16 protein-coding genes are annotated in these 17786 nt (G+C 69.0%); 11 read left to right on the top strand and 5 right to left on the bottom strand.

Annotated features, from left to right (window positions below; all coding sequences use genetic code 11):
- Positions 1-694: 3-deoxy-7-phosphoheptulonate synthase (locus tag FV233_RS09540; protein ID WP_147897329.1), on the top strand; the 694-nt coding region annotated here is incomplete at its 5' end.
- Between the two features lie 44 nt (positions 695-738).
- Here FV233_RS09540 and FV233_RS09535 read toward each other — a convergent pair.
- Positions 739-3618 carry an EAL domain-containing protein gene (locus FV233_RS09535; protein WP_147897328.1) on the bottom strand — a complete coding sequence of 960 codons (2880 nt, stop codon included), beginning with the start codon at positions 3616-3618 and terminating at the stop codon, positions 739-741.
- 262 nt (positions 3619-3880) lie between these two features.
- On the opposite strand from FV233_RS09535, the gene FV233_RS09530 reads away from it, so the two are divergent.
- Complete coding sequence (locus FV233_RS09530; protein WP_238260382.1) at positions 3881-4207, top strand: plastocyanin/azurin family copper-binding protein; 327 nt, start codon at positions 3881-3883, stop codon at positions 4205-4207.
- Positions 4208-4393: 186 nt separating this feature from the next.
- Here the strand turns inward: FV233_RS09530 and FV233_RS09525 are convergent, their stop codons facing one another.
- Complete coding sequence (locus tag FV233_RS09525; RefSeq protein ID WP_147897327.1) at positions 4394-5680, bottom strand: efflux RND transporter periplasmic adaptor subunit; 1287 nt, start codon at positions 5678-5680, stop codon at positions 4394-4396.
- Between the two features lie 91 nt (positions 5681-5771).
- On the bottom strand, positions 5772-6476 hold the full coding sequence (locus FV233_RS09520; protein ID WP_147897326.1) for a sulfate transporter family protein: 705 nt from the start codon (positions 6474-6476) through the stop codon (positions 5772-5774).
- A 264-nt stretch (positions 6477-6740) separates the two neighbouring features.
- On the opposite strand from FV233_RS09520, the gene FV233_RS09515 reads away from it, so the two are divergent.
- The 3 genes from FV233_RS09515 to FV233_RS09505 all read left to right on the top strand — a co-directional run bounded on the left by FV233_RS09515 (position 6741) and on the right by FV233_RS09505 (position 9179).
- Positions 6741-8003 carry an NAD(P)/FAD-dependent oxidoreductase gene (locus FV233_RS09515; protein ID WP_147897332.1) on the top strand — a complete coding sequence of 421 codons (1263 nt, stop codon included), beginning with the start codon at positions 6741-6743 and terminating at the stop codon, positions 8001-8003.
- 90 nt (positions 8004-8093) lie between these two features.
- Entirely contained in the window at positions 8094-8726 is a 633-nt protein-coding gene (locus FV233_RS09510; RefSeq protein WP_147897325.1) for a cyclic nucleotide-binding domain-containing protein, read from the top strand.
- Between the two features lie 153 nt (positions 8727-8879).
- Positions 8880-9179 (top strand): GIY-YIG nuclease family protein, encoded by a 300-nt coding sequence (locus FV233_RS09505; RefSeq protein ID WP_147897324.1) that lies wholly within the window; start codon positions 8880-8882, stop codon positions 9177-9179.
- 94 nt (positions 9180-9273) lie between these two features.
- Here the strand turns inward: FV233_RS09505 and FV233_RS09500 are convergent, their stop codons facing one another.
- Positions 9274-10272, bottom strand: coding sequence for a D-glycerate dehydrogenase (locus FV233_RS09500; protein WP_147897323.1), 999 nt, complete (start codon positions 10270-10272; stop codon positions 9274-9276).
- Between the two features lie 370 nt (positions 10273-10642).
- Between FV233_RS09500 and FV233_RS09495 the strand changes: the two genes are divergently transcribed.
- Positions 10643-11206 (top strand): SH3 domain-containing protein, encoded by a 564-nt coding sequence (locus FV233_RS09495; protein ID WP_147897322.1) that lies wholly within the window; start codon positions 10643-10645, stop codon positions 11204-11206.
- Positions 11207-11760: 554 nt separating this feature from the next.
- Here the strand turns inward: FV233_RS09495 and irr are convergent.
- Entirely contained in the window at positions 11761-12276 is a 516-nt protein-coding gene (gene irr / locus FV233_RS09490; RefSeq protein ID WP_147854769.1) for a Fur family transcriptional regulator Irr, read from the bottom strand.
- A 223-nt stretch (positions 12277-12499) separates the two neighbouring features.
- Between irr and fabA the strand changes: the two genes are divergently transcribed.
- The 5 genes from fabA (at position 12500) to FV233_RS09460 (ending at position 17781) form a co-directional block, all read left to right on the top strand.
- On the top strand, positions 12500-13036 hold the full coding sequence (fabA, locus tag FV233_RS09485) for a 3-hydroxyacyl-[acyl-carrier-protein] dehydratase FabA (protein ID WP_147854770.1): 537 nt from the start codon (positions 12500-12502) through the stop codon (positions 13034-13036).
- 142 nt (positions 13037-13178) lie between these two features.
- Positions 13179-14405: a beta-ketoacyl-ACP synthase I gene (fabB, locus tag FV233_RS09480; RefSeq protein ID WP_147897321.1), complete on the top strand. Its 1227-nt coding sequence runs from the start codon at positions 13179-13181 to the stop codon at positions 14403-14405.
- 371 nt (positions 14406-14776) lie between these two features.
- Positions 14777-15607: an enoyl-ACP reductase FabI gene (fabI, locus tag FV233_RS09475; protein WP_147854772.1), complete on the top strand. Its 831-nt coding sequence runs from the start codon at positions 14777-14779 to the stop codon at positions 15605-15607.
- Between the two features lie 375 nt (positions 15608-15982).
- Positions 15983-16222, top strand: coding sequence for a DUF2188 domain-containing protein (locus FV233_RS09465; protein WP_147897320.1), 240 nt, complete (start codon positions 15983-15985; stop codon positions 16220-16222).
- Between the two features lie 47 nt (positions 16223-16269).
- Positions 16270-17781, top strand: a complete 1512-nt coding sequence (locus tag FV233_RS09460) for a DUF6880 family protein (protein WP_147854775.1) — start codon at positions 16270-16272, stop codon at positions 17779-17781.
- The last annotated feature ends 5 nt before the right edge of the window (positions 17782-17786 follow it).

The raw sequence follows: 17786 nt of genomic DNA, 5'->3' as shown, positions 1-17786 counted from the left end.
CTTCTACACCAGCCACGAGGCCCTGCTGCTCGGCTACGAGGAGGCGCTGACCCGCATCGACTCGACCACGGGCGATTGGTACGCGACCTCCGGGCACATGCTGTGGATCGGCGACCGCACCCGGCAGCCGGACCATGCCCATGTCGAATATGCCCGCGGGATCAAGAACCCGATCGGCCTGAAATGCGGTCCGTCCATGCAGGCGGACGGCCTGATCCGGCTGGTCGATCAGCTCAACCCGGAGAACGAGCCCGGCCGGCTCAGCCTGATCTGCCGGTTCGGCGCCGACAAGGTCGGCGACCACCTGCCGGCCCTGATCCGGGCGGTCGAGCGGGAAGGGCGGACGGTGGTCTGGATCTGCGACCCGATGCACGGCAACACCGTCGCGGCGGGCCGCTACAAGACCCGGCCTTTCGACCGGGTGATGCAGGAGATCGAGGGCTTCTTCGGCGTCCACCGGGCCGAGGGCACGTTCGCGGGCGGCATCCATCTGGAGATGACCGGCAAGGACGTGACCGAATGCACCGGCGGCGCCCGGGCGCTCACCGCCGACGACCTGCAGGATCGCTACCACACCTACTGCGACCCGCGCCTCAACGCCGAGCAGGCGCTGGAGGTGGCGTTCCGCACGGCCGAGCTGGTCAAGGCCGAGCGCAGCCACATCGAGCGCCCGCGCCTCGACGCGGCCGAGTAAGGCGCTTGCCTATCCCTCCCCCCCGCGGCGGGGGAGGGATGCTTTCAGGCGATCGCCCGGGCGGCACCGTTCCAACGCTGGATGACCTCGCCCACCTGGGAGACCGGAACCGGGCGGCTGATCAGGTAGCCCTGGATCTCGTCGCAGCCCTCTGCGCGCAGATGCGCGAGCTGCGCTTCGGTCTCCACGCCCTCGGCGGTGGTGGTCATGCCGAGGCTGGAGCCCAGCCCGATCACCGCCCGGACGATGAAGTCGGTCCCGTCCTTCACGCACAGGTCGCGCACGAAGGACTGGTCGATCTTGATCTTGTCGAACGGGAAGCTGCGCAGGTAGCTCAGCGACGAGTAGCCGGTGCCGAAATCGTCCATCGAGACCCGAACACCGAGCGCCTTCAGGCTGTGCAGGATCGCGGTGGTCGCGCCGGGATTGGCGACCAGCACCGATTCGGTGATCTCCAGCTCCAGGCGGCGGCCGGGCAGGCCGGTCCGGCGCAGGGCCTCGCGCACTGCGGTGACGAGGCTCGCCGAGGTGAACTGCACCGCCGAAACGTTGACCGCCACCTTGAGCCCATCCGGCCAGCGGGCGGCCTCCTCGCAGGCCCGGCGCAGGACCCATTCGCCGAGCGGGACGATCAGGCCCAGTTCCTCGGCGATCGGGATGAATTCGGCGGGCGAGACGAAGCCGCGGGTCGGGTGATCCCAGCGCAGCAGCGCCTCGAAACCGCAGATCCGGTCCGTGTCGAGGCTGTAGATCGGCTGGTAATAGACCTCGAACGCCTCGCGGATCAGCGCGTCGCGCAGGTCGCGCTCCAGCAGCCGCCGGGCCTGGAGGCGGGCATCCATCTCGGGCTCGAAGAACCGGAACGAGCCCCGGGCCTCGGTCTTCCCGCGGTCTAGGGCGACCTCGGCATTCTTCAGGAGCTTCTCGCAGCTGGCCCCGTCGCTCGGTGCCAGGGTGATGCCGATGGTCAGCCCGACGCTAATCTCGTGGTTGCTCAAGATGTAGGGCGCGCTCAGCACCTCGATGATCCGGCGGGCCAGGATCGCGGCCTCCTCCGGGCGATCGACGCCGCGCTGGACGACGATGAACTCGTCCGCACCGAGCCGGGCGACGCAGTCGATCTCGCGCACGCAGGCGGTGAGCCGCTCGCCGACCGCCGCAAGCAGCTCGTCGCCGACCCCATGCCCGAGCGTCTCGTTGACCGGGCGGAAGTCGTCGAGGTCGATCGCGAAGACGGCGAAGCCCGAATCGCGCCCGGCCTGCGCCACCGCCATCTCGATCTGCTGGCCGAGCGCTTCACGATTCGGCAGGCCCGTCACCGTGTCGTGGTGCGCCAGGAAGGCGATGCGGGCCTCGGCGCGGCGGCGCTCCGTGACGTCCTCGTAGGTCGCCACGAATCCGCCATCGGCAGTCTCGCGGCGGTCGATCGAGACGGTGCGGCCGTTGGCGAGTTCTTGGAATTGCGTGTGCCAGGTGCCGCCGCGATGCGCTTCGTGCTCCTGGTGGAGGAGGGCAGCGAGGTCGCTGCCGGGATGGTTGCCGGCCACGAGGCTCGCCCGCATCACGTCCTGCGCCGACATCCCCGGAACGATCGTCCCGGCGGCCAGGCCGTAGATCTCGCTGTAGCGCCGGTTCACCACCATCAGGCGATGCTGTGCGTCGTAGAGGCAGAGGCCCTGGGACATGTTGTCCAGCGCCGCGTCGAGCCGCAGGTTGGTCTCGGTCAGCCGGTCCTCCTGCTCCTTGAGCAGGCTGATATCGCTGCACACGGCCACGAAGCCGCCCGACTGGGTGGCGCTCCGGCTCACCCGCAGCCAGCGCCCGTCCGCCAGCCGGATGTCGCCGTCGCGGGCGAGCGCCCGGAAGCACTCGTCGAGGGATTGCGAGCCGGTACCGGAACCGTCCTCGGAATCCGACGGACAGATGCCGGCCAGGATCGCGGCCTCGAGCCCGTCGAAGAAGCGCAGCGCCTGGGCGTTGGCGAGCGCGATGCACCCCACGGCGTCGACCACCACCACGCCTTCGCGGGAGGTCTGCAGCGCGTCCGTCACCAGGGCCTCGGCGACCCGTCGCTGGCTGACCTCACGCTGCATCATCGCCTGGATGTTGTCGCGCATCACCGCCATCGAGCGGAGCAGGCTGCCGAGCTCGTCCCGGCCGCCGGCCGGGATCCGGTCGTCGAGGCGTCCGCTGGCGATCCGCTCGGCGGCCGCCGAGGCATCGGCGAGGGGGCCGGTGATCCGGCGGTTGAGCAGCCAAGCGATCAGCGCGCAGGCGAACACCGCAAGCCCCGCCGCGATGGCGTTGACGTGGATCTCCCGGGCCACCAGCGTCCGGGCGGCCTGCCGGAAGGTGAAGCCGTCGCCCGCCGTATAGTTGACCAACAGGTCGATCTGGTTGTCGACCGCGCTGGCATACTGGTCCAGCGCGTCCCAGCGCTCGGGGCGGGCGGTGGCCGGGTCGAGGCCGCGGCGCATCTCCTCCCAGGCAGCCACCGCTGCCTGGACGGCGCCCGCGGTGCGCACCGACCGGTCCGATTGCGAGCGCTCGACGGCGATGGTCAAGTCTTCGGCGAGCGTGGTCGAGAGATCGGCAATCTCGGCATCGAGCTTGGCCGCCTGGGCGGAGTCGCGGACATGAGTCCGGCGCGCGAAGGCGCTGCGCATCTTTGCGAAATCCGCCGCGGTCGCCCGGGCGTAATTGATCGACATCAGCGACTCGTCATAAGTGCGATTGACGAGCGCCCCGACATGCGAGATCGCCACCACGGCATAGAGCCCGAGCGCCCCCGACAGCAGGCTCATGCCCAGGAACGCGACGAAGATCCGACCGCGGATCGTCGCCGAAAGGCCGGTGATGCCGCGCACAAAGCGCATCAGACCCGAAGGCGGCCGCTCATCCGTCGCTCTCTCGGGGTCTCGCATCGCACCGCGCCGTGTGACAGGTGCCATGAACCGTAATTGCCACATGTTAAGAGCCGATTAGCCGGGGCCATTATCGGTTCGTCTTATGGATAATCGTTTTGACCCGTTCCTGGTCTCGCAAACAGCCCAACTCCGCGGAACGTGAGGGTTTTCGAAAATGATTTCTCAATAAAGTCTCAGGTAGATTGCCTCGATCAGCCCGAGGAATGCCATGGCCCCCGCTGCGCCGAGTATGCCCGTCCCGCTCCGCTGGAAATCGGCCATGCCGGCGGCCATCGCTCTGGCCCTCGGCCTGGTCTGCGGCCTGATCCTGGTGGGCGACCTGGAAGCCTCCGGATTGCTGGTGTCCCAGAAGGGCCGCGCGTTCCAGCCGGGGAATATCGCCCTCAGCCGGGGCGAGACGGTGATGTTCGTCAACGACGACAGCGATTTGCTGCACCACGTCTTCGTGGAATCCGACACGTTCAGCTTCGATTCCGGGGATCAGGAACCAGGCAGCCGCACGCCGGTCACCTTCACCGAGCGCGGCACCTTTCAGGTGCTCTGCGGCATCCACCCGAAGATGAAGCTCGTGGTGCGGGTGAACTGATACCGGTTCGACGGGTCGGGCAGGCCATCGACCTCCGATCCCACGCCGTCATTGCGCGCGCAGCGACGAGGCGAGCGAAAAAGTTCTTCACCCCACGCATCCCGGGGTGCTGCGAGGCAGCCCAAGGATGAAAAAGGTTGGTCGGTGGAGAGGGCGCCGAGAGACCTCTCCTGCGGCCTCAACCGATCACCGCTCCGCGGCTCGGATCGGCTTGGTCTGCGGTGCCGGCTTCACGCGCTCGATCGTCTGGCCGTCGCGCAGCTCCGGGGGCGGGCTGAAGATGATGTGGCTGTCGGCCGCCAGACCGGATTCGAGTTCGAGAATCCGCCCGAGATCGCGCCGCACCTTGATCGTCCGCCAGGTCACCCGGTCGTCCTCGCCGACTTCCGCGACCTGGAAGCCGTTGCGGTTGAAGACGGTCGCCTCGGCCGGAACCGAGACGCTCTCCTCGGTGCGCGGGATCTTCAGCGTCACGGTGGCGTAGAGCCCGGCCCGAAGCGCCCGGTCGGGGTTGGGCACGTCCACCTGCGTGGTCAGGGTCCGCGAGGCGGCGTTCAACGCCACCGAGCTGCGCTCGACGAAGCCGCCGAACCGGCGACCCGGGATCTGCGGGACGCTGATCTCGGCTTGGACGCCCGGCTTGACGCCCACGGCATCGTTCTGCGGCACGTTCACGGTGATGCGCAGGACGCTGTCCTGGTCCATGCTGAGGAGCGGCGTGCCGCCGTTGTCGGCTCTGACCAGATCGCCCACATCGACGTTGCGGGTCGTGACCACGCCGTCGAACGGCGCGACAACCCGCTCGAACGCCGTGAGCGCCTTCAGGCGGTCGACCACGGCTTCCTGCGACGTGATGTTGGCGGTGGCGACCTTCACGCCCGCCTCGGCGGCCGCCAGGGTCGCGGCCTGCGAGAGCACGCCTGCCTGCGACGTGTCGGCGTTCTGGCGCGAGGCCCAGCCCTGGACGGCCAGGGTCGAGGTGCGGTTGTTGGTGAGATTGGCGAGGTTGACGTTGGCCCGGGCCTGCTCGACCTGCGCCTGAGCCTGTAGCAGCTGCGCCTTCAGCTGGCCGACTTGAGCCTCGGCCTGCGAGAGCTGCTGGTCGAGGTCCGGCGCCGCGATGCGCAGGAGCAGGTCGCCGGCCTTGACCCGGGAGCCGATATCCACCCGCCGTTCGGCGATGTAGCCGGTGGCACGGGCGGCGATCGCGGCGGTCGTGAAGGCCTGTGTCTCGCCCGGCAGCATCAGGTCGAGGGGGCCGTTCGCCCGCTCCGCCACGACGGTGCGCACCTGGGGCACCAGGGTCTTGATCCGCTCCAGGGTCGCGGTCGCCTCGACGTCCCGCTGCCAGTGGTTGTAGGCGCCGTAACCCAGCAATCCGAGAGCGGTGAGACCCACGAGGACGAACGGGCCCTTGCCGGGCGGCGGCGGGATGTCCTTGGTGCCCGTCTGCACCGCGTCTTGAGCCTTCATCGTTCGGCTCTCCGCCGCGAATACCGCCTACTCTTGTCACGGTAGCGGCCGAAGACCGCGACGAATAGAGCGAGGCTTCGCCGCATCTCGACTATCGCGCGACCGGCCCTTCCAGGCGCAGGCGCCGGCTGAGCCGCTTGTGCAGGTGGACCATCAGGGCGATGCCGAACAGCGGCGTCAGCAGGTTGAGGATCGGCACCACCATCAGGGCCGACATCAGGCAGCCGGCGCCGAGCGTCCGGACCGCGTAGGCCTTGCGCATCTCGGCGGCCTCCGGGAGCGGCCGGAACCGGGCCGCCGCCATCTCGAAATATTCCCGCGCCAGCAGGTAGGCGTTGGCGCCGAAGAACGCCACGATCCCGATGACCGGCACGAAGAAGATCACCAGGGCCGCCAGGTTGACCAGCAGCGTCACACCCGCGAAGCGCACCGCATAGAAGAGCGCGGTGCCGAGCGGCATCGGGCGGCCCGGGGGATCGTTCGGGAAGTCCGTGCGCTCGACGATCGCGGCGGCATCGTCGAGGAAGAACCCGGCCACCAGGATCGATATCGCCGGCATGAGGTAGGCCAGAACCACGAACAGGCCGAACCCCGCGAGGTAGTAGGCGAGGTTGTCGAGGATCGGGTACTGGGCGGAGATGTGGTGGCTCGCCTGGAACGCCTGGACGAGGCGGGTCAGGCCGAACCAGAGCAGGACCAGGAGCCCGAGTGTCAGGCTCAGGGATTTCCACAGGATCGCCCGCAGGGGCGGGGAGAAGGTCTGGCGCAAAGCCGCCGCGGCGGACTCGACGATCATCGGGCGGGGTTTCCGGCTTGAGCGCTTGCCGCCGATGAGACACCGGTTCGGCGCGAAGGAGCGCGAGACCTCGGGGACGCGGCGCCGGAAGCGGCGCGGCAGCGTTGTGAAGCGGTGTGGCGACCGGCGCAAGGCCAGGCACGGCCGCACCGGAGCGAGCGGACAGGAGCGCGCGTGCAGGATTCCAGGGTGAAGGCCTCGACTTCATCGCATGCTGAGGTCCGCTCCGCGGACCCGCCGCGGGCACCGGATTACCGGCCGCGCCTGGCGCCGCCGCCCGCGGATCCGGAAGTGCTGGTGATCGGTGCCGGCGCCGCCGGCATCGGGGCCGCGCGGACCCTGGTGGAGCGGGGCGTGCGTGTCGCCGTTCTGGAGGCCCGCGACCGGATCGGCGGCCGGGCCTTCACGGTTTCGATTCGCGGCCACGCCCTCGACCTCGGGGCCCACTGGCTCCATGCCGGGCCGATCAACCCGCTGGTCGCGTTGGGCCGGACGCGCGGAGAGCGCCTGAAGCTGGCTCCCCAGGAGAGCCACGTCTGGGTCGACCGCCGCCGGGGTCGCCCCGACGAGATCCGGGCCAACGCCAGGGCCTTCGACCGGGCCGACCAGGCCATGACCCGCGGCGCGGCGCAGCCGGGGCCAGACCGTCCGGCCGAGACCGCGCTTCCACCGGGGCTCGGCCCCTGGGGCACCCGCGTCGCGCAGGTCCACGGGCTGGTCTCGGGCCGGGCGCTCGATGAGGTCTCGCTGCACGATTTCCCGAGCCTCGAATACAGCGAGAACTTTTTTCTGGCCGGGGGCTACGGCAGCTACCTCGCACGGCTCACCAACGACCTGCCGATCGCGCTCGCGAGCCCCGTCACGCGCATCGACTGGTCAGACCGGCAGGTGCGCGTGGAGACGGGCGATGGAACCACGTACCGGGCCCGGGCTGTGATCGTGACGGTGCCGGTCATGGTGTTGCGCGACGGCCCGGCCTTCTCGCCGCCGCTGCCGAACGCGGTCCGGGCGGCGATCGACGGCTTCTCGACCGGGATCTACGAGCACGCGGTCCTGCACTGGCCGTCGAGCCCGTTCCGGGGCCGGGACCGGTTGGCGGCGATCCACGGCACGCGACCGTCGCCGGCCGGCCTGCTCACCCGGATCGACGACACGCCGTTCCATTACTACGAACTCGACGTGCATGAGGCGGAGGCGCTCGATGCGGCCGGCTCGGGCCCCGACGGGGTGCGCCGCCATGTCCGGGCGGTGCTCGCCGAGCAGTTCGGCCGGGCGCGGCTGCGCGACCTGACCATCCCGGCGGTGAGCGCATGGCGGCACGATCCCTGGTCCCGCGGCTCCTGGGCGGTGGTGCCCCCCGGCCACGCGCCGGCCCGGGCGTTCCTGCGCGCGCCCCTCGCCGACACCGTCTGGTTCGCCGGCGAGGCGCTGTCGCGGCTGCAATGGGGCACCGTGGGCGGCGCCTACGAGGAGGGCACCCGCGCCGCCGCGGCTGCCGCCGAGCGTATCCGCGCGGGCACAGGCTGAGGCGCGCGCGCACCGCCCGCGGCCGCGCGGCTTGCCGGAGCCCAGCGGGACGGGCATCCCGCTCAAGCTCGGGACATGGCGGAGGCGCGCGTGGATTGGATAGAGGCGATCGGCTACCTCGGTACCGCGCTGACCATCTCGGCCTCGGCGATGAGCACCATGATCCCGCTGCGGATCATCTCGCTCTGCGCCAGCTGCGCGGTGATCACCTACGGGATCCTGATCGGCAGCATGCCGGTGGTGCTCACCGAGGCGATCCAGATCCCGTTCAACGCCTACCGCCTCTGGCAGATGATGCGGCTGGTGCGCGACGTCGAGACCGCGGCCGACGGCAACCTCTCCCTCGAATGGCTGCGCCCGTTCGGGTCGCAGCGCCCATTCGGAATCGGCGAGGTGGTGTTCCGCAAGGGCGAGGAGGCCGGCGAGATGTACTACGTCGAGAGCGGCGCCTTCCGGATCCCGGAGGTCGGGATCGAAGTGCGCAAGGGCGGCATCGTCGGCGAGCTCGGGCTGCTCGCGCCCGGCAACACCCGCACCGCCTCGCTGGTCTGCATCGAGGCCGGCAACGCGCTCTGCGTGTCGTATTCCGACGTGAAGCAGCTCTATTACCAGAACCCGGAATTCGGATTCTACTTCCTCAAGCTCACCAGCGAGCGGCTGTTCCAGAGCGTGCAGAGCAAGACCTCACCGCAGTCCTTGGCGGCGGAAAGTGATTTGCTATGATCCACAGCTGGAATCGCTTCGACCGAAAACACCGCACCTTGTCTTTCCGGGGCTCGCCGAAGGCGAGAACCCGGAACCCATAACCGCCGAGGATGCCGAAACTAGGCGCTGTCGGCTTCGGTTTGGAAATGAAACCGATCAGGCAGATCTGCCGTGGCGTATCACGTCTACCTGCTCGCCAGCCGAAAGCACGGCACCCTTTACGTCGGCGTCACCAACAATCTCGCCCGCCGCGTCCACGAGCATCAGACCGCGGCAAGTCCTGGCTTCACGTCAACCTACGGCGTGACGCGGCTGGTCTGGTATGAATCCTACACTTACATCTTGGAGGCGATCGACCGGGAGAAGGCGCTCAAGAAATGGCGCCGTGACTGGAAGATCCGGTTGATCGAGGATTTTAACCCGGACTGGTCGGACCTCTACCCGACTTTGAGCGGCTGGACCGCATCATAGGCAGACGCGCTCGTCCGGCCGCGTTGGCGGCTATGGGTTCCGGGTTCCGCTGCGCGGCCCCGGAAAGACAAAGGCGGTGTTTCCGAATGTACGCTCAGAGCATGCTCGGCAGGATGCGGTCCGGCGGCCGGTGGCCGTCCATGAAGGTCTTGATGTTGATGATGACCTTCTCGCCCATGTCGGTGCGGCTCTCGTAGGTCGCCGAGCCCATATGCGGCAGCAGCACGACCTTGCCCTGGCGGGCGAGCTTCACCAGGCGCGGGCTCACCGCCGGCTCCTGCTCGAACACGTCGAGGCCGGCCGCCGAGACGTCGCCGGCCTCGATCAGCCGGGCGAGCGCGTTCTCGTCGATCACCTCGCCGCGGGCGGTGTTCACGACGATCGCCTCGGGCTTCAGCAGCTTGAGCCGCCGGGCCGAGAGCAGGTGATAGGTCGCCGGGGTGTGCGGGCAGTTCACCGACACGATGTCGACCCGGGCGAGCATCTGGTCGAGGGATTCCCAGTAGGTCGCGTCGAGCGCGCTCTCGATCGCGGCCGGGACCCGGCGGCGGTTGTGGTAGTGGACTTGCAGGCCGAAGGCGCGGGCGCGCTTGGCCAGCGCCTGGCCGATCCGGCCCATGCCGACGATGCCGAGCCGCTTGCCGGTGATGCGCCGCCCGAGCATCCAGGTTGGCGACCACCCCGTGGTCCAGTCGTCGTCCGGGATGATCCGCGCGCCCTCGGTCACCCGGCGGGCCACCGCGAGGATCAGCGCCATCGTCATGTCGGCGGTGTCCTCGGTCAGGACGCCCGGCGTGTTGGTGACCGTGATGCCGCGCTCCAGGGCGGCGGCCACGTCGATGTGATCGACGCCGTTGCCGAAATTGGCGATCAACCGCAGGTTGGGGCCGGCCTGGGCCAGCAACCCGGCATCGATCTCGTCGGTGACGGTCGGCACCAGCACGTCGGCCTCGCCCAGCGCCGCCGCGAGGGCGTCGGCCGGCATCGCGGCATCGTCGTGACTGAGGCGAACGTCGAACAACTCGCGCATCCGCGTCTCGACGGCATCCGGCAGGCGCCGCGTCACGACCACCAGCGGCTTGCGCTTCGACACGTCTCTCTCCCCGTCAGCCTCGCGGCCGTGTTGGCGATCCCCGCCCGGCGGCCCCGTTCCGGACAATCCGTGGCAAGCGTCCGTTAACCGAACTCGGCCAGACAGGTCGGGTGCGAGGCACCGGTCCCGGAGCCTGTTCCGACCCATCGGCCTCTCTACCAGAGGTGGGCTGGAACACAATCGGATGCCGGCGGGATCCGCGCATCGGCGGGCCGTCCCGTCGATATCCTGCGCCCGTCGGGACGCGTCCCGAACGGGACTTGCCGGTTCGAGAGATCTTGCCGGTTCGTAGGATGAATCATCAACCGACCGCGCGGATCGGCCCGAGGCGGTTCCGTACGGCACCACGACCCGGGAAAGGGAGAAGACCATGCGCGCGTCACGCCTGAGCTTCGCCGTCGCGGCGCTCCTGCTGGCCGGCCTCGCCCCGTCCGCCGCGGCCCCGCCGGTCGCAACGCCCGAGACCGGCCTCGGCCCCGTGACCAAGCTGCCGCTGCCGCGCTATGCCAGCCTGAAGACCGATCGCGTCAACCTGCGCGAGGGTCCCTCCAAGGATCACCGCACCCTGTGGGTGTTCCAGCGGGCCGGCCTGCCGGTGGAGATCGTCGGCGAGTTCGAGACCTGGCGGCGGATCCGCGATTCGGAGGGGACGGAGGGCTGGGTCCTGCACTCGCTGCTCTCTGGGCGCCGGACCGCCATCGTCAATGCCGGGCCCGACAAGGGCGCCGAGAAGGCCGCGATCTCGCTACGCGCTAAAGCGGACGAGGGCGCGGCGGACGAGGCGCGGCTCCAGACCGGCGTGATCGGCAACGTGAAGACTTGCAGCAGCGGCTGGTGCCGAATGATTGTGACCCTGCCGAACCGCCGGGACGTGGACGGCTACATCCGCCAGAACCGCCTCTGGGGCGTGTATCCGAACGAAGTGGTGGAGTAGGTTTTTCGGTTTTTCGGTTTTTCGGGAGGGGCGCCCGGCAACGCCGTTCGGCTTGATCCGCCGAGCCCATCTGCGCCGCGCCTCCCACCCACCTCTTCATCTGAAGTGGCGGCGCGCAGCGTCGCCCTCGAAGGAGCCCTCCAGAACCCGCGCACGGCCTGGAGTCCTCCTTCGAGGCCTCCGCTACGCTCCGTCGCCTCAGGATGAGGGAGAGGGGGTGGAATGTCGGTGCGTGATACGGTCTGCTGCGGCTCGGTTGAGGACCGGCCGGCGATCGCCTTCGCGAAGCGCGGCTTAGGCCTCGTCCCGTGCCCGCGCTGAGATGCTCATACCCAGCTCATGCAGCCCGTGACGCGCCGCTTCTCCCGTGCGGGCGAGGGTTGGGGTGAGGGGACAGGTCTCTCCGGAAAGTTCGCATCCCTCAACCTGTCCCTATCTCGAACGGGAGAGGGGACCCGCGACTCTTCCGGCCAGAACCGAACCGCAACAAAAAAGCCGCCCGAAACCGGGCGGCTCGACGTCAGGGCAAGCGGCTGAAGCCGCCCCGAAAGAACTCAGCTCTGGCGGCGGGAAGCCGGGCGGCTGCGACGCAGGCGGACGATCACCTCGACCCCGGCGATCTCCATGCCTTCGGGGGCCTCGGGGAGGGAATCGACCGTGATGCCGCAATCCGGCATGTCGATCACCTGATTCTCGTCCTCGAGATAGAAGTGGTGGTGCTCGCTCGGGTTCGTGTCGAAATAGGCCTTCGAACCGTCGAGTGCGAGTTGGCGGAGGAGACCGGCCTCGGTGAACTGATGCAGCGTGTTGTAGACGGTGGCCAGCGAGACCGGCACCTTGGCGCGCATGGCTTCGTCGTACAGCATTTCGGCGGTCAGGTGCCGGTCGCCGCGGCCGAACAGGAGCCAGCCCAGGGACAGACGCTGACGGGTCGGCCGCAGGCCGGCCCTGCGCAGACGGTCGCGCAGATCGGACAGCGGACAGCCGCGACGCGGCATGCCGTTGGCTTCCAGCTGGGGGGCGGGGACCCGGCCGTTGAGGATCGCCTGTAGGGGCAGCAGTTCGGACATTTCGGGACTGAACGCTCGACGAGGACCCTGAAGGAATGGGATTCGTCATACTATACGGAAGTGGACATGCGGTCGCAACCCGAGCCGGCTCACACACCCACCGAAGGCGTTGACGGCTTTGAAGGTGCTGCGCCCCGTGCTAACCCGCGCGCCGAACGACCGGGCGCCTGTCGCGTATCGTGTGTCCGCCCGCCAAGACAATCCAGAGGAAACAGCGACCTTCATGCCGCAAGACGCCGAGACGCCAGACCAGGCCGCGAGCCGCAAGTCGCACTATTCCTATGAGGATCTACTGGCCTGCGGGCGCGGCGAACTCTTCGGCGCCGGGAATGCGCAGCTGCCGCTGCCGCCGATGCTGATGTTCGACCGGATCACCAGTATCGGCCAGGAGGGCGGCGCCCACGGCAAGGGCCACGTCACCGCCGAACTCGACATCCGCCCCGACCTCTGGTTCTTCCCCTGCCACTTCCAGGGCGACCCGGTCATGCCGGGCTGCCTGGGGCTCGACGCCCTATGGCAGATGCTCGGCTTCCATCTGGGCTGGCTCGGCTCCCCCGGCCGCGGCCGGGCGCTCGGCGTCGGCGAGGTGAAGCTCGCCGGTCAGGTGCTGCCGTCGATGAAGAAGGTCGTCTACAACGTGGACGTCAAGCGGGTCCGCCAGGGCAAGCTGGTGCTGGGCATCGGCGACGGCTGGCTCGAGGCCGACGGTGCGCGGGTCTACCAGGTCCAGGACATGCGGGTCGGCCTGTTCCAGAGCTGATCGAGCCGCGGTCCGGGGGCGTCTTTCGCATCGCGGCGGCAACGCCCGGCGCCCTCGGCAGTTGAGATTATGTCCGCGTCACCTTAGCTGACCGGGACGCGGCCCGGGCGACCGATGCCGCGACGGAGGAATCGTCACGACCATGCGCCGCGTCGTCATCACCGGGATGGGCATCGTCTCATCCATCGGCAACACCACGCAGGAGGTGCTCACCTCCTTGCGCGAGGCACGCTCGGGCATCGCGCGCGACGCGAGCTACGCCGAGCACAATTTCCGCAGCCAGGTTTCCGGCAAGCCCAGCCTCGATCCCGAGGGCGTGGTCGACCGGCGCGCCATGCGATTCCACGGCGGCGGCTCCGCCTGGAACCATGTCGCGATGGATCAGGCGATCCGCGACGCCGGCCTGGAGCAGGCCGAGATCTCGCACGAGCGCACCGGCATCATCATGGGCTCCGGCGGTCCCTCGACCCGGATCATCGTCGATGCCGCCGCGATCACCCGCGACAAGGGCCCGAAGCGGATCGGTCCGTTCGCGGTCCCGAAGGCGATGTCCTCGACCGCCTCGGCGACACTGGCGACCTGGTTCAAGATTCGCGGCGTGAACTATTCGATCTCATCGGCCTGCGCGACGTCCAACCACTGCATCGGCAACGCCGCCGAGATCATCCAGGGTGGCCGGCAGGACATCATCTTCGCCGGCGGCTGCGAGGACCTCGACTGGACGCTGTCGTCCCTGTTCGACGCCATGGGCGCCATGTCGTCGAAGTACAACGACACCCCGGCCCGGGCTTCGCGCGCCTACGACGCCAACCGGGACGGCTTCGTCATCGCCGGGGGCGCGGGGGTGCTGGTTCTCGAGGAACTCGAGCACGCCAAGGCCCGCGGCGCGCGGATCTACGGCGAAGTCGCCGGCTACGGCGCCACCTCGGATGGGCACGACATGGTCGCCCCCTCGGGAGAGGGCGCGGTGCGCTGCATGCGTCAGGCGATGGAAGGCCTGAAGGGTGCCCGGATCGACTACATCAACCCGCACGCGACCTCGACGCCGGTCGGCGACGACAAGGAAATCGAGGCGATCCGGGAGGTGTTCGGCCACGGGGAGGATTGCCCGCCGATCTCGGCGACCAAGTCGCTGACCGGCCACTCGCTCGGCGCCACCGGCGTGCAGGAGGCGATCTACAGCCTGCTGATGATGGAGAACGGCTTCATCTGCGAGAGCGCCCATATCGACACGATCGATCCGGCCTTCGCCGACATGCCGATCCTGCGCCAGCGCCGGGACGAGGCCAAGCTGGGCCACGTCCTGACTAATTCGTTCGGCTTCGGCGGCACCAACGCCACGCTGGTGCTGAAGCACGTGGACGCTTGACTGTCTCTTTTCGGAACCACCGCGACGGGGGCGGCGTTGACCGTCCGTTGAATGGGGTGGTGACGATGGGTACGTTCCTGATCGGAGCACTGAGCGGCCTGATGATCGCAGGCTTCGCGGCGATCTACGCCAAGCAGGCGCTCATCGAGGAAGCCCGCTCTCATACGGACGGGTATTTCTAGGCCGTCTTTCCACCCCACGATGAACGCCCCGCCCGCCGGCGGGGCTTTTTTTTGCCCGATGCGGAGGTCGGTGCGGTTTGGATCGCGCGGCAAGCCGCGTTAAGGCACCTTCGTCGCGATCCGGACAATCGCATCGCGACCCGTCGCCGGTCCTCGGCGGCGGCGTGCTCGTACGGAATGTGAGTCGGCATGACAGGTTTGATGGCGGGCAAGCGCGGCCTGATCATGGGCGTCGCCAACGATCACTCGATCGCCTGGGGCATCGCCCGGACCCTCCACGCCCACGGCGCCCGCCTGGCCTTCACGTATCAAGGCGAGGCACTGGGCCGGCGCGTCGCGCCGCTGGCGGCGCGGCTCGATTCCGATATCGTCATGCCCTGTGACGTGGAAGACCTTGCCTCGGTGGATTCCACCTTCGCGGCCCTCGACGAGCGCTTCGACGGCGAACTCGATTTCGTCGTCCACGCCATCGGCTTCTCCGACAAGGCGCAGCTCAAGGGCCGCTACGTCGACGTCACCACCCGCGAGAACTTCGCCCGGACCCTGACGATCTCGTGCTTCTCGTTCACCGAGATCGCTCAGCGCGCGGCCAAGCGCATGAAGACCGGCGGCTCTCTGCTGACCCTCACCTACGGTGGCTCGACCCGGGTGATGCCGAACTACAACGTGATGGGCGTGGCCAAGGCCGCGCTGGAGGCCTCGGTACGCTACCTGGCGAGCGATCTCGGCCCGGACGGGATCCGGGTCAACGCGCTCTCGGCCGGCCCGATGCGGACGCTGGCCGGTGCCGGCATCGCCGACGCCCGCCTGATGTTCAACCACCAGGCAGCCCATGCTCCGCTGCGCCGCACCGTCAGCCTCGACGATGTGGGCGGCTCCGCCCTCTACCTGCTGTCGCCGCTCTCGGGCGGCGTCACCGGCGAGGTCCATTTCGTGGATGCCGGCTTCAACATCATTTCGATGCCGCGCCCCGACGTGCTCCAGGCCCAGGACGCGGCCGGCGTCGTCGGCGACGCCTGAACCGAGAGCCGGCTACTCCTCGGGGACCCGCCCAGGCGGCACCGGTCCACGGCCGCGCGAACGCTCGCCCCGGACCGATTGACGTTGTCGCTCGATCCGGACCTCGTCGGGGCTCGGAGGCGCCGACGGGTAATTCGAAGCGAACGGGTTCGGCGGCGCAGACCGCGAAGAACCGCCGAAGAGGGAGTCGAAAAAGCCCTCCTCGGCGTGGACATTCGTCGAAGCAACGAGGAGGCCGAGGGCCAGGATCGGTCGAAGCGTCGTCATCATGGGCCGCCCATAGCTCGACTTTCCGGCGGATCGGAGGCCGGTCGGGAACCCGGCGGCGCGCGATGTGTTCGCGCTCAACGAATCCAAGCGCGTACAGGAGTCGAGATGTCCGATGTTACCTATCGCATCGTCGAGCACGATGGCGGCTTCGCCTACAAGGTCGGCGACGTGTTCTCCGAGACCTTTCCGAGCCGCGAGGAGGCGCTTCAGGCAGCCCAGGCCGCCGCCGCCGAGCAGCAGGTTCCCGGTTCCACAGAGGGCATCCGCTACCAGGACAAGGCCGGCAGCTGGCACGACGAGACCGCGCAGGGGAGCGACCGCCCCCGCGCCAAGGTCGTCGACTAGGCCGATCCGGCGGATCGACGGGCAGTACCATGGCGCGCGCGAGGGCCATGACGCGGGGGGCGGGGCATAAGGCCCCGCCGAAGCCGGAGGCGTCTCCGAAGGGGGCGAGACCCAAAGGCGCGCGCCGCACCACCCCGTCGCCCGAGACGCTGGCTGCCCTCGGGCCGGATCGTCTCATCGGTCTCATCCTGGGCGAGACCGCGCGCAACCCCACCTTCAAGAAGCTGGTCACCGCGGCGCTCGCCGCCCTGCAGGGGCCGGATGCCGTCGCCGCGATGATCGACCGGCGTCTGACCGCACTGGAATCTGCGCAGGGCTACATCGACTGGCAGAAGCGCAGGGCCTTCGCGGCCGATCTCAACACCACCGTGACCGTCATCGTCGACGAGCTGCGCCCCCTCGATGCCGGCGCCGCCCTGGAACGGCTCCGACGGTTCCTGGACGGCGCCGACGCCGTGCTGAACCGGGTCGACGACAGCACCGGTGCCGTGCAGGGCGTCTACGAGCGAGCCAGCGACGCCTTCGTGGAGACAGCAGCCAACCTGCCGCCAGCCGCGGCCGCGCAACTCGCTACCAGCCTCGTCGGCCCATTCACGACCGACCCGTTCGGTCCCCTGGGTACTCTGCTCCGCGAGATGACCCCGACCCTCGACGAGGACGCCCTTTCGGAAATCGATGCTGCCCTCGCGGAGGCAGCTTCCGGGATGGCGAAGGGCGGCGAAGCGCGGAACGAGGCTGCATACCGCCGAATCGCCGCCCGCGGCCAGATCCTGCGCCTGCGCCAGGTGATCGCCGACCGGCGCAACGACACCGATGCCTTCATTGCCATCGAGACGGAGATCGCTTCGGGTGGTGAGGACCGCGTGTCGATCGCGCGGCGGCTGCTCTCTGCCGGCCGCCTCGAGGAGGCCCTGGACTGGATCCGGCGCAAGCGGGAGAAGGGTCCGCGCATCGTGACGCGGGCCGACCTGATCGCCGGCTACGATCCGCGTGGTCCGGAGCGCGAGCGGCAGGCGCTGGAGATCGACATCCTCGACGCGCTGGGCCGGAGCGATGCGGCGCAAGACCTGCGCTGGGCTCTCTTCGAGCGCGACCTCGATGTCCCGATGCTGCGCGCCTACCTGGCCAAGCTCCCGGATTTCGAGGACGAGGAAGCGCTCCTGAAAGCGTTGGATCACGCGGAAGCCTTCGCCAATCCGCACAGGGCCCTCGCCTTCATGGTAACTTGGCCGGATCTCGCCCGGGCCGCCGCGCTGGTCGAGAGGAACCGAAAGGTCTGGCAGGGCGAGCACTACTCCGTGCTGGCCCCGGCCGCGGACGCGTTGGTCCAGGATCATCCGCTGGCGGCCACGATTCTGTATCGGCGGCTGCTCGACGGCATCCTCGAGGCCGGCCGGAGCGCCGCGTACACGCACGGTGCCCGCTACCTATTGGAACTCGACGGCCTCGCCGAGCGCCTCGATGCGGGTTCAATCAGCCCGGCACCGGCCGCCTACCGGGACGCGCTGCGACGTGATCACGGCCGCAAGCACGCCTTCTGGGGTTTGCTCAGGGATTGAGCGGC

The sequence above is a fragment of the Methylobacterium sp. WL7 genome, assembly GCF_008040085.1.
GTDB lineage: Bacteria > Pseudomonadota > Alphaproteobacteria > Rhizobiales > Beijerinckiaceae > Methylobacterium > Methylobacterium mesophilicum.
Note: the sequence above shows the minus strand (reverse complement) of the source record. Positions and strands in the feature narration are given on the sequence as shown.